The organism is Janthinobacterium leeuwenhoeki, assembly GCF_051380795.1.
In the GTDB taxonomy this organism is placed as follows: Bacteria; Pseudomonadota; Gammaproteobacteria; order Burkholderiales; family Burkholderiaceae_D; genus Janthinobacterium.
Map to the genome: position 1 here is coordinate 1 of NZ_JBNYXT010000057.1, position 20,699 is coordinate 20,699.

15 protein-coding genes and 3 tRNA genes are annotated in these 20,699 nt (G+C 62.8%); 6 read left to right on the forward strand and 12 right to left on the reverse strand.

Annotation, left to right across the window (positions count from 1 at the left end):
- From ACQ4WS_RS24750 to ACQ4WS_RS24785, 8 genes are all read right to left on the reverse strand, one after another.
- Window positions 1-114, reverse strand: a 114-nt coding sequence (locus ACQ4WS_RS24750) for a GTP-binding protein (RefSeq protein ID WP_204317187.1), incomplete at its 3' end; no start/stop codon positions are given.
- Between the two features lie 88 nt (window positions 115-202).
- Window positions 203-277 (reverse strand) — tRNA-Thr (locus ACQ4WS_RS24755).
- Window positions 278-320: 43 nt separating this feature from the next.
- Window positions 321-394: transfer RNA gene (locus ACQ4WS_RS24760), tRNA-Gly, on the reverse strand.
- A 63-nt stretch (window positions 395-457) separates the two neighbouring features.
- Window positions 458-542: transfer RNA gene (locus ACQ4WS_RS24765), tRNA-Tyr, on the reverse strand.
- Window positions 543-775: 233 nt separating this feature from the next.
- Complete coding sequence (locus tag ACQ4WS_RS24770; RefSeq protein ID WP_436479617.1) at window positions 776-2,422, reverse strand: response regulator; 1,647 nt, start codon at window positions 2,420-2,422, stop codon at window positions 776-778.
- A gap of 133 nt (window positions 2,423-2,555) precedes the next feature.
- A complete protein-coding gene (locus ACQ4WS_RS24775; RefSeq protein ID WP_436479618.1) occupies window positions 2,556-4,151 on the reverse strand; it encodes a DUF3369 domain-containing protein in 1,596 nt (531 codons plus the stop codon).
- A 63-nt stretch (window positions 4,152-4,214) separates the two neighbouring features.
- Window positions 4,215-5,303, reverse strand: coding sequence for a J domain-containing protein (locus ACQ4WS_RS24780; RefSeq protein ID WP_436479619.1), 1,089 nt, complete (start codon window positions 5,301-5,303; stop codon window positions 4,215-4,217).
- A gap of 149 nt (window positions 5,304-5,452) precedes the next feature.
- A complete protein-coding gene (locus tag ACQ4WS_RS24785; RefSeq protein ID WP_436479620.1) occupies window positions 5,453-6,604 on the reverse strand; it encodes a class I SAM-dependent methyltransferase in 1,152 nt (383 codons plus the stop codon).
- Between the two features lie 81 nt (window positions 6,605-6,685).
- Between ACQ4WS_RS24785 and ACQ4WS_RS24790 the strand changes: the two genes are divergently transcribed.
- Genes ACQ4WS_RS24790 through ttcA form a run of 3 tightly spaced genes read left to right on the forward strand, consistent with a single transcriptional unit; the run spans window position 6,686 to window position 8,882 of the window.
- Entirely contained in the window at window positions 6,686-7,471 is a 786-nt protein-coding gene (locus ACQ4WS_RS24790; RefSeq protein ID WP_436479621.1) for an SDR family oxidoreductase, read from the forward strand.
- Between the two features lie 53 nt (window positions 7,472-7,524).
- Window positions 7,525-7,923, forward strand: a complete 399-nt coding sequence (locus ACQ4WS_RS24795; protein WP_436479622.1) for a dihydroneopterin aldolase — start codon at window positions 7,525-7,527, stop codon at window positions 7,921-7,923.
- Entirely contained in the window at window positions 7,920-8,882 is a 963-nt protein-coding gene (gene ttcA, locus ACQ4WS_RS24800; protein ID WP_436479623.1) for a tRNA 2-thiocytidine(32) synthetase TtcA, read from the forward strand. The genes ACQ4WS_RS24795 and ttcA overlap by 4 nt, the downstream gene beginning before the upstream one ends.
- A gap of 49 nt (window positions 8,883-8,931) precedes the next feature.
- Here ttcA and ACQ4WS_RS24805 read toward each other — a convergent pair whose 3' ends face one another.
- Complete coding sequence (locus tag ACQ4WS_RS24805) at window positions 8,932-10,629, reverse strand: methyl-accepting chemotaxis protein (protein WP_436479624.1); 1,698 nt, start codon at window positions 10,627-10,629, stop codon at window positions 8,932-8,934.
- A 196-nt stretch (window positions 10,630-10,825) separates the two neighbouring features.
- Here ACQ4WS_RS24805 and ACQ4WS_RS24810 point away from each other — a divergent pair, with 196 nt between their 5' ends.
- Both ACQ4WS_RS24810 and pepF read left to right on the forward strand, forming a co-directional pair.
- Entirely contained in the window at window positions 10,826-12,154 is a 1,329-nt protein-coding gene (locus ACQ4WS_RS24810; RefSeq protein ID WP_436479625.1) for an amidohydrolase, read from the forward strand.
- A gap of 147 nt (window positions 12,155-12,301) precedes the next feature.
- Complete coding sequence (gene pepF, locus ACQ4WS_RS24815; protein WP_436479626.1) at window positions 12,302-14,182, forward strand: oligoendopeptidase F; 1,881 nt, start codon at window positions 12,302-12,304, stop codon at window positions 14,180-14,182.
- A 71-nt stretch (window positions 14,183-14,253) separates the two neighbouring features.
- On the opposite strand, the gene kefC is transcribed toward pepF, so the two are convergent.
- Complete coding sequence (kefC, locus tag ACQ4WS_RS24820) at window positions 14,254-16,077, reverse strand: glutathione-regulated potassium-efflux system protein KefC (protein ID WP_436479627.1); 1,824 nt, start codon at window positions 16,075-16,077, stop codon at window positions 14,254-14,256.
- 35 nt (window positions 16,078-16,112) lie between these two features.
- Between kefC and ACQ4WS_RS24825 the strand changes: the two genes are divergently transcribed.
- On the forward strand, window positions 16,113-18,671 hold the full coding sequence (locus ACQ4WS_RS24825) for a KAP family P-loop NTPase fold protein (RefSeq protein WP_436479628.1): 2,559 nt from the start codon (window positions 16,113-16,115) through the stop codon (window positions 18,669-18,671).
- Between the two features lie 64 nt (window positions 18,672-18,735).
- Here the strand turns inward: ACQ4WS_RS24825 and ACQ4WS_RS24830 are convergent, their stop codons facing one another.
- A complete protein-coding gene (locus tag ACQ4WS_RS24830) occupies window positions 18,736-19,314 on the reverse strand; it encodes a tyrosine-protein phosphatase (RefSeq protein ID WP_436479629.1) in 579 nt (192 codons plus the stop codon).
- A 10-nt stretch (window positions 19,315-19,324) separates the two neighbouring features.
- Complete coding sequence (locus ACQ4WS_RS24835) at window positions 19,325-20,470, reverse strand: MGDG synthase family glycosyltransferase (protein ID WP_436479630.1); 1,146 nt, start codon at window positions 20,468-20,470, stop codon at window positions 19,325-19,327.
- Between the last annotated feature and the right edge of the window lie 229 nt (window positions 20,471-20,699).

Here is a 20,699-nt window from a genome sequence, read left to right on the forward strand (position 1 = left end):
CTTCGACAGAACCGTTGCGATTGCAGCGGTCAGCGTGGTTTTACCGTGGTCGACGTGGCCGATGGTGCCGACGTTGACGTGCGGCTTGGTCCGTTCGAATTTACCTTTTGCCATTTTGAACTCCTAATAATTTGATTAGATTGCTCAGGCACACGCCCGACGGTCTGGTTTGAATTGCTTCTGTGCTGCCTGCTGCGAATTCTGGTGCCCTTGACGTGGATCGAACACGTGGCCTCTCCCTTACCAAGGGAGTGCTCTACCACTGAGCTACAAGGGCTGTAATTTGTTGCATGCGATGCATCAAGCATCTGAACGGAAACTGGAGCGGGTGAAGGGAATCGAACCCTCGTCGTAAGCTTGGAAGGCTTCTGCTCTACCATTGAGCTACACCCGCGAGGTATCGTTCACTTTATCTTCACTTGCTTTTTGCTACTACCCAGTTTTCCTTGCAAAAACTTGGTGGAGGGGGCTGGATTCGAACCAGCGTACTCATAGAGAACAGATTTACAGTCTGTCGCCTTTAACCACTCGGCCACCCCTCCGCGGGAACCGCAGAGTATGAAGCATCTACTCACAACTGTCAACCTTATTTGCTGATGCCTGACTGCTGCATTTGCGTATAAAGAAGAAGTTGGCTGCTTCGGGGCGTGATTATAAGCTCCCGATTTGAGAATGTGCAAGGGTTGGCGCGAAAAAGTCGACTTTTTTTCGCATTTTTTTATCACCCCTGCCCGCAAGCCGCATTTTCCCGTCATTCACCCCGCATTTTCCTCCTTTACCGGGCGTCAGGCGGATGCATCCAGGAGTTACCCAGGGGCTTGTATTTACGCAACAACTGCTGATGCAGGCCCGACAGTACGGGCAATTTGGGGTTGCGCGGGTCCAGGCGGCGCACGCCGGCGATAAATGTCAGCGCCTGCTGCCCCATGCGCTCATCCCAGCCTTCGTGCTCCAGGCATTTCAGCACGGCCACGGCCGCATTGAAGACCACTTGCGGATTGTCGGGCAGACGCGTGACGGCTTCGCCCATCAGATCGACGGCGCCGCGGAAATCGCCCTCTCCCGCCCTGGCGGCGCCGGCCGCCACCATGTCGGCCACTTCCTGGCGGCTTTGCCGCGCCAATGCCTTGGCCAGCTCCTCGCGCCCCGCTTGTTCGAACACGGCCATGGCGCGCGTCATGGCCGCGCTGTCGGGCGCATTACGCATGACTTCACGCATCACCTCGGCGGCGCCGTCTTCGCGCCCATGCGCCAGGCAATGGCGCGCCAGTTCCGTTTTCAGCATGTTCGAGCCGCCCACGCTGTGGCGGTTGGCGGCCAGGGCAGCGTCCAGCGATTGCTGCAGGCGCTCCTCGTTGCCCGTATGCGCATGCAGCATGGCGCTGCACAGGGCGCTGCACAGTTCCGCGTTCTTTTGCCCGCCCATCGACTTGTCGAGGTCGCGGATCACGGCGCCCGCCTGCAAGGGATCTCCCTTGCGCACCAGGGTCTGCACCAGGCGCACATGGTCTTCCGGGTCGCGAAACTCGGAATACTTGGCCTTGCTGACCACCAATTTGAGGGATTTTTCCGCCATCTCGATATCGTCGGCCGCCAGGGCCGCCTCGCCCAGGCGGCGCAAGCGGCGCACGGCGTGCGGCGACAGGGCCACCGCTTCGCTCAAGGCCGCTTGCGCCAGTTCCGGCTTGCCTTGCGCCTGGTGCGTGCGCGCCAGCCAGTCATACGCGTCGAGAAAACGCTTGTTGTTTTCCAGCAGCCCTTCCAGCGTGCCCTGCGCCGCTGCGTACTCGCCCAGCAGGAATTGCGTCTTGGCCTGGCCCAGGCGCGCCCAGCCGATGGACTTGCTTTCGTAGAGGGCTGCGTAGATCGGCTCGGCGTCGGTCGCCTCGCCCAGCAGCAAATGCAATTCCGCGCGCAGGCGCAGGAAGTCCGTGGCGTAGCGCGGATACAGGCTGGCGCCCTCGGCGCAGGCGGCAATCGCCGCGCGCTCATTGCCCACGTCGATCAGTGCATACACGGGCACGAAGGCATTGCGCTTGTCCAGCGCGCGGCCGATACGCTCAAGCATGTTGTCAGCGGTAAATGGCTTGAGGATGTAATCGGTGGGCAACAGCTCGACGGCGCTGACCACCTTGGCAAAGCTGCCTTCGCCCGTGACCATGAAAAACATGGTCGACGCGTGCATCAATTTGTGGTGGCGCAAGTCTTCCAGCATCTGCTGGCCATCCTGCCCGCCGTCGAGATCGTATTCGCACAGGATCAAATCATACGATTTACTGCCCAGCATGCGGATCGCCTGGCCCGAGCTGGCCGCGTCATCGATCTTCGCCAGGCCACACAGGTTGAGCATATTGTGCAGGCTGGCGCGCATGCCCGGATGCGGCTCGATGATCAGTGCGCTAAGGCCCTTGAGTTCTTTCATGTCGTGATGTCCGAAAACTCCGCGGCGCGCCACACTGGTGCGTGGCGCCAGCCAGCATGAGGCTGCCGAGTATATGACGGCGCCGCGCGCAAGGGAATGGCGGCGCGCCGAAAAATGCCAGCGAAGTTGCAGCTCAGGCGACGGCGCGCTCCGGATGCCACAGTTGCGGCTCATGGTCGATCAATTCCAGCAGCGCCGTCACCACTTCCGGATCGAACTGGCTGCCGCTGCGCTGTTCGATGTATACACGCACCTGTGGATACGGCCACGGCTCCTTGTACGGCCGCTCGTGCAACAAGGCATCGAAGACGTCGACCACGGCAACGATGCGCGCGGCCACGGGAATGTCACGCCCCTTCAGGCCATTCGGATAGCCGGCGCCATCGAAGTGTTCGTGGTGGCCGCCGGCGATCTGCGCGCCATATGTCAGGTAGCTGACGCCGTCGACCATGTTGGCGGCCCGCTCGAGGATGGTGCGCCCGACGCCGGCATGCAGCTGCATCTGCACCCGCTCCTCGTCCGTATGCTTGCCCGGCTTGAGCAGCACGGCATCCGGCGTGGCCACCTTGCCCACGTCGTGCAGGATGCTGGCCAGGCCGATCATGTCGAGCAACTGCGGCGTCAGCTCGTCCGGGTACACGCCGCGCTGCTGCATGCGCCGGGCAATGGCGTCGGACAAGAGCTGCACGCGCCGCACGTGGCCGCCTGTGTCGCTGTCGCGGAACTCAGCCAGGTCGGCCAGCGCCACCACGGTCGCTTCCTGCGCCTTGCGCAGCTGGCCGAACATGTACAGGTTGTCGAAGGCGGCGGCAATGCGCTGACAAAACACTTCCAGCAAGTCGCGCTGGATCTGCGCCAGCGGCCACGGCGGCGTGACGGAGATGGCCAGCTCGCGGTTGCCTTCCGTGTGGATGAACAGCACGTTGGCCGGATGCTCGAACTGGCTGCGCTTTTCCGCGAAGGCCTTGTCGATGGTGGCGGTGAGCGCATGGTCGGCCGGCATGGCTTCCGACTCGGCCAGCATGGCATACGTACCCGTGGCGGCGACCACCTCGGGCCGCCCGGCGCCACCCTGCATCAGACACAGCACGCCGTCGGCGCCCACGTCGAGGATGGCGCTGACCTGGTTCAGCACGCCGGAAGCGAATTCGCGCAGCGAGTGGATCTGGTACAGATTGGTGGCGCCGGCAAGGATCTTGCCCAGGCCGATGCGGCTGCGCTCGAGCATCATCAGGCTCTCGTAGGCGCGCAGGGCCGAGATGACGGTGGTAAACAGCTTTTGCGTCGTCAGTTCCGTCTTGGCCTTGTAATCGTTGATGTCGTATTCGATGATGACGCGCTGCTCGGGCGCCTGGCCCGGCTGGCCCGTGCGCAGCACGACGCGCACGATGGAGTTGTTCAGGTCGGCGCGGATGCGCTTGGCGAGGATCAGGCCGGCGTCATCCGTTTCCATCACCACGTCGAGCAGCACCAGCGCGATATCGGGCGTGTCGCGCAAAATATCGTACGCTTCGCGGCCGCTGTAGGCGGAGAACAGTTCCAGCTCGCGGCCCTTGAAACTGACATTGCGCAGCGCCAGCCGCGTCACCGCATGCACATCCACGTCATCGTCGACGATCAGGACACGCCACAGGCGCTGGTCGGGCGCGGCCAGCCCGGCAGGACTGGCCACCGGCTCATCTTCGTCGAGCAGCCAGTTATCATCTGCATCGGCTTTGAGGTCGGTCATGAATACTCCTAATGGATAAGTTCGATGTGGACGCCGCGTTGACGCATATCAAGCATAATCAGATTAGATGCTGCTTACAACAGGATTCTGCGTACCGCCTTCGCCGGCGGACGACGACGACGCCGGCGCCGATGCACCGCTGCGCGTGGTACCACCACAACTATCCTGGCCGGGCCCGACGGCCTGGTAGCGCACTTCATACTTTCCAGCGCTGAGCTGCTCCACCGTCAGCTTGTCATTGGCCAGGATGTACAGGTAGCGCACGTTCGAGCGCCGCTCCTGGTCATACAGCTTGACGAAGACTGGCGCCGCGTTGCTGCTGTTGTCGATGGTCAAGCTCAGTTCCTCGCCCTTGTTACCAATCGGGAAGCCATCCACATAGCCGGACTGCGCCGGCCAAGGCTCGCCATTCGGCGCCACCAGCGCCACGGACTGGCCCACGCCATCGCAGACGGGCTGGCTGGCTTTCAGGCTCAGCTGGGACACGGCCAGCACGCGGATCTCGGGCGTCTTCGCCTGCTGGGGTTCGGGCGCATACGGCTTGCCCACGGCCCAGCTATCGACTGCCACGGCCTCGCCTTTCGATGGCAGCGACGCGGCACTGGCCGCTGGCATGGCCGTTTCCCCATGGGGTGTGGCGCCATCGCGGGCCAGGCCGCTCCAGGCCGATGCCAGGGCGGCAGGCACGGGCTGGGACGTGTCGAGCATCAGCAAGGCGCCCAGCCAGCCCAGCAGCAGACAGACAAGCAAACTCAGCCACCAGCGCCAGTTGCGCCAGACGGGCTGCAAGCCGCGCCGCTGCTTGCCCTTTGTTGGCGGCACATCCTGCGCCCAGGCGTGTTCATGCGCCTGCGCATGGCCTTTCGCGCGTCCATCGCGGCTCTTGCCTTCTTCATGATGGGTGCTTTCCAGCCATTCGATTTCCCACTCCTCGGCAGCGATCCACTCGTCGTGTTCCTTGCGGCGCTGCGGATCGGACAAAGTGCCATAGGCGCTGTTGAGGATCGCCATGATGCGGGCGGCCTTTTCGTCGCCGGGATTCTTGTCTGGATGATATTTCTGGCTGAGGGCTTTGTACGCGGCACGTATGACTTCCTGCGGCGCCAGGCGCGCCACCTTCAGGTTGTCATAGTGTGTATGTATCTTTCCCATCGTTCTATCTTGAAATCGGTGCGCGGCGACGGGTTCTTGCAGGATGGAACCGTGCTGTGTCGGTCATCATATACGATATGACAAGACAATAACCGCCGGCGGACAGGAAATTGCAGGGCGGCACTGCCCTGCCTTGATATTGCGGGCGCTTACAAACGGTGACTGCGGTCGCTGGACAACAGGACTTCCGGCAACGCCACCTGGTGCCCCACCACCAGCACCTTGAACAATTCCCCCATCTCGGCCGGCGACACCAGCTTTTGCACGGCGCTGGCTTGCGGCAAATACGTCTTGACCTGTTCCGGATCGGTACGCAGCAGCAAGTCGCCGATGCCCGCGCCCAGCAGGAAGGACGCCTGGTTCATGTAGGCCAGCACATCGAGACCCGCATCCTGCGCCGCCACCGCCATGGCCGTGAAATCCACGTGGGCCGTGATGTCCTGCAAGCCGGGCAGATAAAACGGTTCCGCGTGGGCATGGTGGCGGTAATGGCACATCAGGGTGCCCGTGGCGCGCAGGTCCAGGTAAAACTCATGCGCAGGGAAGCCATAATCGAACAGCACGGCCGCGCCCCCCTTGCCATTGCTCAGCATGCGCGCCAGCGAGCGCATGAAGCCGCAGGCCACGCCGTGGATCTCGCTGACATAGCCGACCGGCAAGGCATCGGCGTCCGGTACCTGGGCGGCGATCTGCGCGGCCACATCGGCGCCGGCCGGACGTTCGACAAAGACGAACTGGCCGTCGGCAATGCTGACATCGAGTTCGCACCAGCCGGCGGGTGTCTTGCTGATCAGGTTGACGGGCATGGCGTCGAGCACTTCATTGCCGAACACGGCGCCTTCGAAACTGTCGGGGAAGCCATCGAGCCACACCACCTGCGGGAAGCCGGCCAGGGCCAGCTCCTGGCGCGCGCGCAATTCGCCGGACAATTCGACGATCGCATACTGTTCGATATGGATGCCGGCGCTGGCCGCTTCCGTCAGGATATCGCAGGCCAGCTTGCCCGTGCCGGCGCCGAATTCGAGGATGCGCGGGGCCGTTTGCGCCATAATAGCGCCTGCCACATGGGCCAGGGTGGCGCCGAACAGGGGCGAAATCTCCGGTGCGGTTGTAAAATCGCCATCTTTGCCCAGCTTGGCGGCGCCGCCGCTGTAATAGCCGAGGTCAGGCGCATACAGCGCCAGCTCCATGAAGCGGACAAAGGGAATGGCGCCGTCATTGCGCGCGATTTCGGCGGCAATCTGGTGCTGCAAGGCATGGGACGCGGCCAGCGCGTCGCTATCGGGTACGGGAAGAGACATACCGTATTGTAGCGAATCGGCGGCACGGGCCGCCAGTACTGGCCATGGCAAGCCCGCTCACTCCATATAGACATTAAAAACATGACACCAGCATCAACACTGCCACACAGCACTCCCCGCGTCGCCCTCGTCACGGGCGCGGCGCGCCGCATCGGCCGCGCCATCGCGCTGGGCCTGGCGCGCGACGGCTGGGATATCGCCGTCCACTACCGCGACTCGCATGAGGAAGCGCTCAGCCTGGTGGCGGAAATCACGGCGCTGGGCCGCCGCGCGCAAGCGTTCCCCTGCGACCTGGCGCAGGAAGACGCCGTGCGCCAGCTGTTGCCGCAGGCGCAGGCGGCGCTGGGCCCGCTTACTTGCGTGGTCAACAATGCATCGTTGTTTGAATACGACAATGCGGGCGATTTTTCCTTCGCCGCCCTGGACGCCCACATGCACGCCAACCTGGCCGCCCCCATCCTGCTGGCGCAAGCCTTGTACCAGGCCACCCCGGCAGGCGGGCAAGCCGTGGTCATCAACTTGCTGGATCAAAAACTGTACAATCTCAATCCTGATTTTTTGTCGTACACCCTGTCCAAGGCGGCGCTGCTGTCAGCGACCACCATGTTGGCCCAGGCGCTGGCGCCGAAAGTGCGTGTCGTGGGCATTGCCCCCGGCATCACCATGGTCTCCGGCGAGCAGACGGAAGCGAACTTTGCCAAGGCGCATGAAAACACGCCGCTGGGCCGTTCCAGCACGCCCGAGGATGTGGCCGACTGCGTCTGTTACGTGGCCGGCGCGCGCGCGCTGACGGGCACGACCCTGCTGGTCGATGGCGGCCAGCATTTGATCGGCTTGCCGCGCGACGTCATGTTTTTGACCAAATAATCAGCAGCCCTACCAAACAACCAGCACTCCAGCATCCCCTAAAAGGTAAAACTATGTCGTCCGACCTGTACCACCCTCGCCTGGCCGATTGCCGCCGCCTGTTCCTGCGCAATTACGAAATCCTCATCAACATCGGCGTCTACGACTTCGAGAAAAAGGGCGAGCAGCGCGTCCTCATCAACGTCGACCTGTACATTCCCCTGGCCCTGTCGACGCCGAAGGATGATCAGCTGGAAGAAGTGGTCGACTACGACTTCATGCGCGAAACCATCGCCAAGCGCATGGCGCAAGGCCATGTGCAGCTGCAGGAGAGCCTGGTCGACGACGTGCTCGCTGCCATGCTGGCGCACCCGCGCGTGCGCGCCGCGCGCGTCTCGTCGATGAAACCGGACGTGTATCCCGACTGCGAAGGCGTGGGCGTGGAAGTATTCAAGATCAAGGATGAAGCATGAGCAATACCGCAGTGATGGAAACGACGACGACGGCCGTGGAATTCCCGGCCAACGTGGAAGCGCAGAAACTGGCGCGCAAGAAAGCGGAAAAGATTGCCCTGGAAAACAACAAGCTGCACAAGCGTTTGTGCCGCCTGGTGGGGCAAGCCATCGGCGACTTCAACATGATCGAAGACGGCGACAAGGTGATGGTGTGCCTGTCCGGCGGCAAGGATAGCTACGCCCTGCTGGATATCCTGATGACCTTGCGCGAGCGCGCGCCGATTCACTTCGACATCGTCGCCGTGAACCTGGACCAGAAACAGCCGAACTTCCCGCCGGAAATCCTGCCCGCCTACCTGACGGAACTGGGCGTGGCCTTCCACATCGAAAACCAGGATACCTATAGCATCGTCAAGCGCCTGATCCCGGAAGGCAAGACGACCTGCTCGCTGTGCTCGCGCCTGCGCCGCGGCATCCTGTACCGCGTGGCCGACGAGCTGGGCGCCAACAAGATCGCCCTGGGCCACCACCGCGATGACATCCTGGAAACGTTCTTCCTGAATATGTTCTTCGGTGGAAAACTGAAAGGCATGCCGGCCAAGCTGCAATCGGACGACGGCAAGCACATCGTCATCCGCCCGATGGCGTATGTCAAAGAAGAGGACACGCAGCGCTATGCGGAAGTCAAGGGCTTCCCCATCATTCCATGCGACCTGTGCGGTTCGCAGGAAAACCTGCAGCGCAAGCAGATCAAGGGCTTGATGCGCGAATGGGACAAGAAATTCCCCGGCCGCGTGGAAAGCATCTTCTCGGCCCTGTCGAACGTGGCGCCATCGCATTTGATGGACCCGAAACTGTTCGGCTTCAAGGATTTGAAGGCGGACGGCGTGGCCAGCCCCATGGGCGACATCGCCTTCGACGAAGAGCCATGCTCGACGCCGACGACGTTCGGCACCATTGCGCTGCAGCAAGGCTGATCCTGACGCACGGCGCCATCATGGCGATGGCGCCGCCGTCTGTCTTCAGTTAAAACTCTTCCCAGTCGTCGCCGGCCAGCGCTTTCGCGGGAGCCGGCGGCTTCGCCCTGACGGCAATACTGCGCGCGGCGACACGCGGCACTGGCGCGGGACGCACGGCTACCGGCTGTGGCGCCGGGCGGCGCAGCAAGCCTGGCTGCTCGCGCAACTTGAATACGCTGACCACTTGTGCCAGGCCGTTCGCCTGCTCTTGCAGCGAACCGGCCGCTGCCGCCGCCTCCTCCACCAGCGCCGCATTCTGCTGGGTCACCTGATCCATCTGGGTAATCGCCTGGTTGACTTGCCCGATGCCATGCGTCTGCTCCTGGCTGGCGCTGGAAATCTCGCCGATGATATCGGTCACGCGCCTGACGCTGGAGACCACTTCATCCATCGTCGCGCCGGCCTGGTCGACCAGTTTCGCGCCCGCGCCCACTTTGCTGACGGAATCGTCGATCAAGGCCTTGATTTCCTTGGCCGCCTGGCTTGACCTCTGCGCCAGGTTGCGCACTTCGGACGCCACCACCGCAAAGCCGCGCCCCTGCTCGCCGGCCCGTGCCGCTTCCACGGCCGCATTGAGCGCCAGGATATTCGTCTGGAAGGCGATGCCGTCGATCACGCTGATGATGTCGACGATCTTGCGCGAGGACTCGTTGATCGAGCCCATGGTCGCCACCACTTCGGCCACTACCGAGCCGCCGCGGCTGGCGATGTCCGCCGCCGTGATGGCCAGCTGGTTGGCCTGGCGCGCATTGTCCGCGTTCTGTCTGACGGTGCTGGTCAGTTCTTCCATCGACGAAGCCGTTTCTTCCAGCGAACCGGCCTGCTGCTCCGTGCGCGAAGACAGGTCCAGGTTGCCGGCGGCGATTTCCGACGAGGCCGTGGCGATGCTGTCCGTGCCGCTGCGCACCTGGCTGACGATGCTGACCAGGTTGTTGTTCATATTGCCCAGGGCCGTGAGCAGCGCCCCCATTTCATCCTTCGCCGTCGTGGCGACGGTTTGCGTCAGGTCGCCGGCGGCCACCGTTTCGGCCAGCGCCAGCGCCTGGCGCAGCGGACGCGTGATGCCCGTCGTCAGCAGCCACGAGCACAACACGCCAAACGCCACGGCGAACAGGGTCAGCAGGCTGATGACGGTGGTGTCATGCACGGCGGAGGCGTCGATCTGCTTGGCCGTCGCATCGATGCTTTCGCGCTGCAAAGTCACCAGCTCCTGCAGCAAATCCTGGTAAACCTGGGCAGCCGGGGTGAACGCGCTGTCGAGGATTTTCGCCGCGCCTTCCACGTCGCCATCGGCCTTGGCCTTGACGGCGCCATCGCGCGAAGCGCTGTACACCTTGCGCTGCTCGAGGATCTTGGCGAACAGGGCTTTTTCCTTCTCGCCCGCGACCAGCGGCTCGATCTGCTTGAGCAATTCGGCCGCCTTCTTCACGGACGCGGCCGAGTCTTCCTTGAAATACGGTCCCAGCGCCGGGTCGCTGCTCTTGACGATGGCGGCCGTGCGGCGTATCGAGGCAAAGTTCAAGCCATACCAGTCGGTAATCAGGCGTTCCTTGGTCAGCGGTTCGGCCATCATGGCGCGCGTGGACGTCGCCACCTCATTCAGGCGCCAGACGCCCACTGTAGCGATCAGAACGGTCATTGCCAGGATCAAGACAAAGCCGATGCTCAGGCGCTTGCCGATCTTGATATTTGCGATAAAGCCCATAGTATCTTTTCTCTAAAATCATGCGTTGAAGATATTTTTAATTCCTTACGGAATTATTTATATTGCAGATTATACATTATTGAAATATATGTAGCTGATTTATTGATTTTGAGAAATGTTTCTGTTAATTTAAAAGTCTCCTCAGCAACTACAGGCGCGCCGCGCATGTCGGCACGCCTGCTTCTCAAAGAAATCTATGAAATTTTCTGCCTTGCCCCTGAAACAAATCACCTGCGCCGCAGCCCTTGCGTGTGCCGGCCTCGCCCACGGCGCGGCCCTGCCACCGGCCATCGCGGCCCAGCTCGCAGCCAATTACCCGGCCGTCGAAAGCCTGTACCTGGACCTGCACCGCCACCCGGAGCTGGCGTTCCAGGAAGTGCAAACGGCAAAAAAACTGGCTGAAAAGGTCAAGGCGCTCGGTTTTGACGTGACCACCGGCGTTGGCGGCACGGGCGTCGTCGCCATCCTGCGCAACGGCCCCGGCCCCGTCGTCATGCTGCGCACGGAAATCGACGCCCTGCCCGTGCTGGAAAAAACCGGCCTGCCGTTTGCCAGCAGCGTGGTGACGAAAAACGCGGCCGGCGAAAGCGTGCCGGTGATGCATGCCTGCGGCCACGACGTGCACATGTCGGCCTGGTATGGCAGCGCCAAGCTGATGGCCGACAACCGCCAGCACTGGAGCGGCACGCTGATGCTGGTGGGCCAGCCGGCCGAAGAGCCGCTGCTGGGCGCGGCCGCCATGCTGAAGGACGGCTTGTTTACGCGCTTCCCGAAACCGGACTACGCCCTGTCCTTCCACGATGAAGCCACGCTGCCATCGGGCACGGTGGGCTACCACGCCGGCTACTTCCGCGCCGCCGCCGACACCATCAGCATCACCGTGTATGGCCAGGGTGGCCACGGCGCAGCGCCGCACGACACGCGCGACCCCGTCGTGATGGCCGCGCGCATCGTGCTGGCATTGCAAACCCTGGTCTCGCGCGAAAACAATCCGATGGACCCCGTCGTCATCACGGTGGGCAGCATCCATGGCGGCACCCAGGCCAACATCGTGCCCGACCAGGTCACCATGCAGCTGACGGTGCGCACCTTCAAGGATGCCGTGCGCAAGCGCGTGCTGGCCAGCATCGCGCGCGAAGTCAAGGGCGAGGCGTTTGCCGCCGGCGCGCCGAAAGAGCCGCTGGTGGAGATTCGTCCCGGCACGGACGCCGTCTACAACGACCCGGACCTGACCCTGCGCATGGTGTCTACCTTGCAAAAATCGCTGGGCGCGGCCAACGTGACGGAAATGCCGGCCAAGATGACGTCGGAAGACTTCGCCAACTACGGCCAGGCCGGCGTGAAAGCGGTGCTGCTGCATATCGGCGCGGTGGAGCCGGCCAAACTGGCCGCCGCCAAGGCCAGCGGCAAACCGCTGGCCGGCCCGCACTCGCCGCAATGGGCGCCCGAGTACCAGCCAACCATCAAGGCGGCGATCACGGCGGAAACGTCGATCCTGCTCGACTTGCTGGGCAAGAAACAGTAATCGCGTAGTGCGCGGGGAAGCCAGCCTTCCCCGCTGCTTCCCCCCTTCCCGACGTGCTTTCCTTTGTCCCCATGCTGCGATAAGCTCGGTGTCTGCCGCCACGCCTGTGCTGGCTTCCCTTGCAACCAGACCATGAACGGATACTGTATGCCGACCACCGCGCTCAAACGCCCCGTACTGACCCTGCTGGCCCTCGGCTTTGCCCTCTCCACCGCCTTCGCCGCACCTGCTCCCACCGACCGGCAAGCCGACCGCTGGGACCTGACAGCGCTGTATCAAAACGATGCCGCGTTCGACGCCGACGCGAGAAAACTGTCGGCCCAGCTGCAGCAACTGGGCGCCTGCAAGGGGCAGTTGAAAGCGTCGCCGGCCCGCCTGAAAAACTGCCTGGATCTGTACGCCGATGCGCGCAAGCGCGTCAACACGCTCACCACCTACGCGGCGCAGTATTACGATCAGGATACGGGCGACAGCAAGGGCAACCAGCTGAACCAGCGCGCCGCCCTGCTGGGCAACGACTTCACCCAGGCGACGACCTTTCTGCAGCCGGAAATCCTTGCCCTGGGCAGCAAGCGCATCGATGCCATGCTGGCGAAAGACCAGGGCTTGCAGCTATACCGTTTCCAATTGAGCAACATGCTGCGCAGCGCGCCGCATACGCTCGATGCTGCAGGCGAGCAGCTGGTGGCACAGTTCGGCCTGGCGACGGGTTCGGCCGCCAGCGTCTACCGCACCCTGGCCAATGCGGAAATCCCGTGGCCAACCGTGACATTGTCGGACGGCACGCAAGTACGGCTCGACCAGGCGGCGTACACGAAATACCGGGGCGACGACAAGCGCGCCGACCGCAAGCTGGTGTTCGACGCCTTCTTCGGCAAGTGGAAAGAGTATGAACGCACGTTCGGCGAAACCCTGTACGGCCAGCTGAAGACGGATGCCGCATATGCGAAGGTGCGCCGCTATGCCGACTCGCAAAGCGCGGCGCTCGACGCCGACCATTTGCCGCCGGCCGTCTACCAGACTCTGATCGCGCAAACCAACGCCAACCTGCCCACCTTGCACCGCTACTTCAAGCTGCGCGCGCGCATGCTGGGCGTCAAGGACCTCGCGTATTACGACATCTATGCGCCGCTGCTGAAAAGCGACCGCACGTTCCCGCTGGCCGACGGCAAGCAGATGATGCTCGCTTCCGTCGCGCCGCTGGGCCAGGACTACGTCAAGGCACTCACTGCCGCCGTGGACGCGCGCTGGATGGATGTGTACCCGCGTCCGCGCAAGGTGGCGGGCGCCTACATGAATGGCGACGCGTACGACGTGCATCCGTTTGTGCTGCTCAACTACACGGACAATTACGAAGCCGTCAGCACCCTGACGCACGAATGGGGCCACGCCATGCACTCGGTGCTGGCCAACAAGGCGCAGCCGTCGATCTACGCGCCGTACAGCATCTTTGTCGCGGAAATCGCCTCGACGACAAACGAGGCGCTGCTGCTCGACGCGCGTCTGAAGCAGGCCAAGGATGACGACGAGCGCCTGCTGTACCTGGGCGCGGCGCTGGAAAACCTGCGCGGCACCTACTTCCGCCAGGCCATGTTCGCCGAATTCGAGGCGGCCATCCACGGCAAGGTAGACAAGGGCGAGTCGCTGACGGGCGAAGAGATCACGGCCATCTATGCCGATATCCTCAAGCGCTACCACGGCGAAGCGCAAGGCGTCATGCGCATCGATCCCGCCTACGCGCTGGAATGGGCGTACGTGCCGCATTTTTACCACGGCTTCTATGTCTTCCAGTACGCCACCTCAATCGCCGCGGCGCAGGATTTCGCGCAGCGCATCCTCGACAAGGAACCGGGCGCGCTGGCCGCCTACCTGAAGATGCTCGGCGCGGGCGGCTCGGCCTATCCCTACGATCTGGTGAAGGCAGCCGGCGTCGACCTGGCCTCGCCGAAACCGTACCAGGCGCTGGTGGCGCGCATGAACGGCATCATGGACCAGATCGAGGCGATCGAAGCGAAGCGGGGAAAGTAAGGCCGGGACGAGGCGTAGGTCGGCTTAGCGCACGGCGCGTAAGCCGACGCAACCCCAAACAAAAGCTGGGGTCAGACCCGAGGGTCTGACCCCGGTTCTGCCGTTTCCGCCGCCGCAAACGCCGCCGCATCGCTCTCGAACATGTCTTCCAGTTCCTCGCGCGCCTGGCGCGTGAGCGACATGACTTTTTGCTGGTCCTGGAAGTGCGGCGCCACTTCCAGCAGGGTTTTCAGGTTATGCCGGCCAAAGATGCCGGCCGCGCGCTGCGCCCGCTCCGCGCTGAAGCCCACCTGCTGCAAGGTCTGCTCGCCCAGCAGCAGCGCCGCGGCGAAGGTCTCGCGCTCGATCAGGGTCACGCCCCGCTTCATCAATTCATAGTAATGCGTGACGTTGCGCGCGCGCGCCAGGATCGTCAGCTCGGGCAGGCGCAGGCGCACGGCGTCGACCAGGGCCAGGCTGTCATCCACATTGTCGATGGCGATCACCAGCGCCCTGGCCTTTTCGATGCCGGCCGCCACCAGCAGGTCCACGCGCGTGGCGTCGCCATAAAACACCTTGAAGCCGAACTTGCGCAGCAACTCGATCTGGTCCGGGTCGTGGTCGAGCACCGTCACGCCAATTTTATTGGCCGCCAGCAGGCGGCCAATGATCTGGCCGAAACGCCCAAAGCCGGCAATGACGATGGGGTTGTCCTGCGCCTCGATATGGTCGTCGGGACGGCGCTTCTTGTCGCCTTGCAGGCGCGGCGCGACGAATTTGTCGTGCGCCAGCAGCAGCAAGGGCGTGGCCACCATCGACAGGGTTACCACCACGACCAGCAACGCGGCCGTTTCCGGCGCAAACACGTGCGCGGCTTCGGCGGCGGCAAACACGACGAAAGCGAATTCGCCGCCCTGCGACAGCAGCAGCGCAAAGAACAGCTGCTGGCCGCGAGGAATGTCAAAGAATTTCGACAGCAGGCACAGCAAGACGATCTTCACCACCAGCAGACCGGCCACCAGGGCCAGTATCAGCAAGGGCTGTGCGCGCAGGACGCCGAAATCGACGGACATGCCCACGGCGATGAAAAACAGGCCCAATAGCAGGCCCTTGAACGGTTCCAGGTCGCTGATCAGCTCATGGCGGTATTCGGAGTCGGCCAGCAGCACGCCCGCCATGAAGGTTCCCAGCGCCATCGACAGACCCACCGATTCCATCAGCACGCAAATGGCGATCACCAGCAGCAGGGCGAAGGCCGTGAAGATTTCGCGTAAGTCCGTCCTGGCGATGAAGCGCAGGATGGGGTTGACGAGGAAGCGCCCGCCGATCACCAAGGCGGCCAGCACGGCGGCCAGCTTGGCCACGCGCAGCCAGCCCGGTTCACCGCTATGCGTGACCAGGCCACCCAGCAGCGGCACCAGCGCGATCATGGGAATGGCGGCGATATCCTGGAACAGCAAGATCGAAAAGCCGGTGGAACCGGCCGGCGTGCTCATCAATTTGCGTTCGCCCAGGGTGGCCAGCACGATGGCTGTCGACGACAGCGACAGCCCCAGCGCACCGACCAGCGCCGTGCGCCAGTCCACGCCAAAGGCCATGGCCACGGCGCACAGCCCCGCGCTGACGACACCCACCTGCGCCCCGCCCCAGCCGAAAATCGGGCGGCGCAGCAGCCACAATCGTTTGGGTTCAAGCTCCAGACCGATCAGGAACAGCAGCAGCACCACGCCGAATTCGGAAAAGCTGAGGATCACCTCGACATTCTTGATCAGGCCCAGGCCCCACGGTCCGATGACGACGCCGGCCACCAGATAACCCAGCACGGCGCCCATGCCCAGGCGCTTGGCCAGCGGCACCATGATGATGGCGGCCACCAGGTAAAACAGTATGTTGATGAGAAAGCTGTGGTGTTCCATGGGGGTTCCGGAAAAACGTGATTGGAATCGCAATCATGCCTGATTCCGGCCCAGGCATGTCCAAATCCATGCCTGAAAGCAGGTTGGCACAGACAGCCAGACGATTGATCTGGCGCAGATGGCGCACGTCAAATAGGAGAAAAATCAAGCATGGTAGCCTGAGTGTCCCGGATACCCGGCCAGCCAATCGAGGAGCGGCCATCATGAGAGAACAGTCAGACGGCAACACCGAGTCCAGGTCGGCGCTGGTGGAAGAACAGCCAGCGATGCCTGCGCCGAGCAGCGAGCTATTGGCATTGCTGCGCCAGGCCCACGCGCTGGGCACAATGAAAGATCCGCCGTCACGTTCGATCACCACCCGCCTGATACTGTTCACCCTGGCCAGGGCCGATGACCTTGCGCAGCCATCAATACAGGCTCCGCCCGACGCGCTCTTTTTTAGCCGCGCACTCAAGGAACTGGCCGGTGAGAGGTTTCAGGCGACATGGTCCGGATATTTTCCATTCCAATACAGCAGTATCAGCGCCCCCCTGGCCAGCGGGACCAGTCCGGACCAGCTTACCTATTCGACGAATGCCGAAAAATGGCTGAGAGATGCGGCCTTCGCGGCACGCCAGGCCGGCCGCGACAGCATCACGGTGAGCGACTTGATCGGCGCGCTATGGTCCTTAAAGGAAGGCAAATTCATGTCCTTGCTGCACAAGATGGGGATCGACATGGCACAGCTGCAAGCCGCCTACGAACGGCATCCGCTGACCAAGGCGGCCCAGCAAACACCCGAGAACGTACTCGACATTCTGGCGCATGACCACCCTTCATTGCTGGACTACATGGAATTCGCGCAATACGCGATCGCGATCGTGGCTTTCCTCACCAGCGACCAAACCCGCGGCTCCATCAGTATCAGCATCCAGGCGCCGTGGGGCGCCGGCAAATCTTCGCTGATGCGCCAGATTCAGCATCAGCTCGACCCTCCCAGGCCTGCCGAGCCAGAAAGCGGCACGTTCAAGACGCGCGATGTGCTGCGCTTTCTCGACCGGAAATCCGGGCCAGACAAGCAAGTCTTCGTCGACGAAAGCAAGCGCTGGACCGTCTGGTTCAATGCCTGGAAATACGAAAGTTCCGAGCAAGTCTGGGCCGGCCTGGTGGACGCCATCGTCAGTCAGGTCAGCGACCGCTTGAGTCCTGTCGAACGCGAGCTATTCCTGTTGCGCCTGAATCTGTCGCGCATAGACGATGGCGTGGTGCGCAGAAAAATCTATGACCGGGTCGGCACTTTCTGGTGGATCAAGGTGCGCCGCTGGCTGCTGGGGGCCATGGGCCTGATCATCAGTCTGGTGAGCGTGTCGCTCATTCCGCCCGATAGTCTGCCTGCGGCGTTCAGGACATGGCTCGATGCCGCTGCCGTGGCCATTCCGACAGCCATCGGCACGCAAATTGCGATTACCGTGTATGCGGTACAGGCCTTCTTCAGCAGTAGAAAAAAGGTAGCGGACGAGCCTGCCAAATTCAGTCTGGCGGAATATGTACGCGTGCCCGACTATGCCAGGACGGTCGGCATCATGCACCAGATTCACCAGGATTTGCGACGCGTGATGCACTCTCTGCCCCAGCGTCACACGCAACATGGCGATGGCACGCCCGTCATCGCGCCACTGGTCATCTTCATCGATGACCTCGACCGTTGCTCGCCCGGCAAAATTGCGAGCGTCGTCGAAGGTATCAACACGTTCCTGGCAGGCGACCAGTCCGAATTCCTGTTTGTGATCGGCATGGATCCGCAGATCGTGGCGGCGGCGCTCGAGCACGCGCACAGGGACATCAAGAAACAATTGCCCTCCTATGAAAAACTGGTGCCGCTGGGATGGCGCTTCATGGACAAATTCATCCAGCTGGCGTTTACCATTCCGCCTAGCCGGCATTTGAAAAATGGCAAATTTATCGATTATCTGATCGGCTCGGAATCGCAGGCCGGCGCTACCGCGTCGGCAGGATCCGAGGCACAACAGGCTTCCCATGCCGGCGCAGCGGAAGCGCAAACGCATGCCCGGACGAAAAGCGAGGCGCCGCAGGATGCCAGTGAGCGGCAGCGCCGGGCCAGCTCGCAATTCATGCGGGATGGCAAAGACGTTCAGACCGTCCTGCGCGGCATCAGCAAAGAGTATGCGTGCGGGCCACGGGAAATCAAGCGCACGCTCAATTTCGTGCGCTTTGTGCTGCTGCGCATTGCACGGATAAGCCATGGCTTGCCGGTGCCGTCGCTGGCGCAATACCAGCGCTGGATCGTGCTATGCATACGCTGGCCGGACATGGCCCTGTGGCTGCAATGGGGTGGCTCGATGCCGCCCCATGCCAGCACCACGCCCAGCATGGATGATGTGGTCTCCAGGCGCTTGTGCTGTCTCGAGGAATGCAGCGCCTTACCCGACAATGACCGTGAAAAATGGAGCACCAGCGCCGCTATCCGGCTAGGCCTGCCTTTCGGCCAAGTGAGCTGGCTGGAAGATCCCGATATCTACCATTTTTTTTCGCATGAAACATCGCTGCCAAGAGAAGAGCGCCTGTCCAGCGGCGCGGTGATCGGGTTTTATTAATTTGCCGCGAATGCGCGGTCAGTGCCGACGATGGGAGACAGTCACGCCTCTCCATCAGCATGGTTCAGGGAGTCTTTCCGTCAATCTGCGCGCGCAGTGCTACCACATCGACGCGCTTGAGGTAGCTTTCGATGTTCTTCCACACGGCGTGATAGCCGTAACCGCCATTTTTCAGCTCGTCGATCGCCTTCTCGCGCGGCCAGTCCTGGTACAGCATGCGGTACATGGCGGCCATCATGCCCGTGCGGTCGGCACCGTGCAGGCAGTGCAGCAGCACGGGTCCGTGCTGCCCGGCGGCGCGGATGGCGCGCATGGTGTCGATCACGTGCTTGTCGCGGATGGCCCAGGTATTGATGGGAATGCGCACGGCACGGATGCCGCTGCCATCGAGCACCTGCGTATCGGAGTGAAAGGAGCGCAGACTGATCACCGTCTTCACGCCCAGCGCCTGCAGCTGGGCCACATCGCGACTATCGAGCTTGGCGCTGCGGTACAGGACGGGCGTGACCTGGTGCAGGTTCGACACCTGCGGTAGCGGCGTGGCCCAGTCGGCATGGCGTTCCGGCGTCGCCGCCGTCTGCGCCAAGGCAGGCGCGGCGGCCAGCCCCAGGATGAGGGTCAAAAATACGACATGCAACATCATGGCTTCCTTGTTATTGAAGAACGGCGCCTGCGCGCAGCACCTGCGCCAGTACGTCCAGGGCGGCGCGCGGGCGGCCCAAAGCCAGGGCTTTTGCGCGCATGGCTTGCAATTGTTCAGGATGATCGAGCAACAGGCGCACGCGGTATTCCAGGGTCACGGCATCGAATGCCTTCAGGGCCACGCCCTGCTCCAGCAGATAGTCGGCATTGCGCTCTTCCTGCCCGGGAATCGGCGAATTGACGATCATGGGCAAGCCCAGGGCCAGGCATTCCGAGGTGGTCAGCCCGCCCGGCTTGGTGATCACCAGGTCGGAGCACGCCATCAGGCGCTCAACTTCGCTGCTAAAGCCTTGCGCCAGCAGGCGGCCCGGGTACTGGCCGGCTAGTACCCGCAGCGCCGCCAGCGCGGCGGCGTTTTTCCCCGCCAGCACGATCAGCTGGAAGTCGCCTGGCAGCGCCAGCAGGCGCGCGGCGACGGTATCGAGGCTGCCCAATCCTGCCCCGCCGCCCATCAGCAGGATCGTCGTGCGCCGCGGGTCGAGGCCAAACGCTTGCGCACACTGCAGGCGCCCGGGCGCCTGCGCAAAGGCGGGCATGATGGGGATGCCCGTCACGTGGATGCGGTCGGAGGGGATGCCTTCGTGGCGCATGCGGAACGCCACTTCGTCGGTGGCGGCGAAATAGCCCTGCATCTGTTCGTGCACCCACATGCGGTGCAGGTCGAAATCGGTGACCTGCACCCACACGGGGCAAGCCAGCTGCTGCGGGCGCAGCGCGCGCGACAGCAGTTCGGCCGGCAGGAAATGCGTGCAGATGATGGCGTCAGGCTGGAAGGCGGCGATCTGCGCCATCAGCGCGCGCGTGTTGAGGCGCTCGACGGCGCGGCGCAGGCGCTGCATCGAGCTGTCGCGCGGCGCATCGTGGGTGGCGTGATACAGATAGCCCCACAGCGCGGGCGCCTTGTTGACCAGCTTGATATACAAATCCGTGTACAGCTTGCGAAATGCAGGCGTAACAAAATCCATCACGTCGAGATGCAGGGCCAGCGCTGCGGGCCCTGCACCGTCATCGCGCGCCGCATACGCCTCGATGGCTTGCGCCGCGCGCATGTGGCCGGCGCCGGCAGAGACGCTCAGGAGAAGAATTTTTTTTGTCATGAAAAACCGATGCGTGGACGAGTTGCGCGCGTAAGCGGAAGATGCATAGGCAGGATAACATTGCCGCAAGCTGGCCGGCTTGATCTGACCATGCGCACATGCACGTTAGCGCTAGGGAAGCGCTGATCAATTCGGTTTTCTGACGAGGCTGGCGCGCCAAATGCCCGACCGGCGAGCCGTTCAAGCCCGTTTTTCGTTCAATTTAACGTGATGCTGCGCGTCTTTCTGC

Excerpts from the sequence above, each read along its gene's own strand:
- pepF (WP_436479626.1), top strand. The coding sequence starts at position 12,302 with ATGCCGACCACCGCGCTCAAACGCCCCGTACTGACCCTGCTGGCCCTC.
- ACQ4WS_RS24835 (WP_436479630.1), bottom strand. The coding sequence starts at position 20,470 with ATGACAAAAAAAATTCTTCTCCTGAGCGTCTCTGCCGGCGCCGGCCAC.
- ACQ4WS_RS24780 (WP_436479619.1), bottom strand. The coding sequence starts at position 5,303 with ATGGGAAAGATACATACACACTATGACAACCTGAAGGTGGCGCGCCTG.
- kefC (WP_436479627.1), bottom strand. The coding sequence starts at position 16,077 with ATGGAACACCACAGCTTTCTCATCAACATACTGTTTTACCTGGTGGCC.
- ACQ4WS_RS24825 (WP_436479628.1), top strand. The coding sequence starts at position 16,113 with ATGCCTGATTCCGGCCCAGGCATGTCCAAATCCATGCCTGAAAGCAGG.
- ACQ4WS_RS24785 (WP_436479620.1), bottom strand. The coding sequence starts at position 6,604 with ATGTCTCTTCCCGTACCCGATAGCGACGCGCTGGCCGCGTCCCATGCC.
- ACQ4WS_RS24775 (WP_436479618.1), bottom strand. The coding sequence starts at position 4,151 with ATGACCGACCTCAAAGCCGATGCAGATGATAACTGGCTGCTCGACGAA.
- ttcA (WP_436479623.1), top strand. The coding sequence starts at position 7,920 with ATGAGCAATACCGCAGTGATGGAAACGACGACGACGGCCGTGGAATTC.
- ACQ4WS_RS24770 (WP_436479617.1), bottom strand. The coding sequence starts at position 2,422 with ATGAAAGAACTCAAGGGCCTTAGCGCACTGATCATCGAGCCGCATCCG.
- ACQ4WS_RS24810 (WP_436479625.1), top strand. The coding sequence starts at position 10,826 with ATGAAATTTTCTGCCTTGCCCCTGAAACAAATCACCTGCGCCGCAGCC.
- ACQ4WS_RS24790 (WP_436479621.1), top strand. The coding sequence starts at position 6,686 with ATGACACCAGCATCAACACTGCCACACAGCACTCCCCGCGTCGCCCTC.
- ACQ4WS_RS24795 (WP_436479622.1), top strand. The coding sequence starts at position 7,525 with ATGTCGTCCGACCTGTACCACCCTCGCCTGGCCGATTGCCGCCGCCTG.
- ACQ4WS_RS24830 (WP_436479629.1), bottom strand. The coding sequence starts at position 19,314 with ATGATGTTGCATGTCGTATTTTTGACCCTCATCCTGGGGCTGGCCGCC.
- ACQ4WS_RS24805 (WP_436479624.1), bottom strand. The coding sequence starts at position 10,629 with ATGGGCTTTATCGCAAATATCAAGATCGGCAAGCGCCTGAGCATCGGC.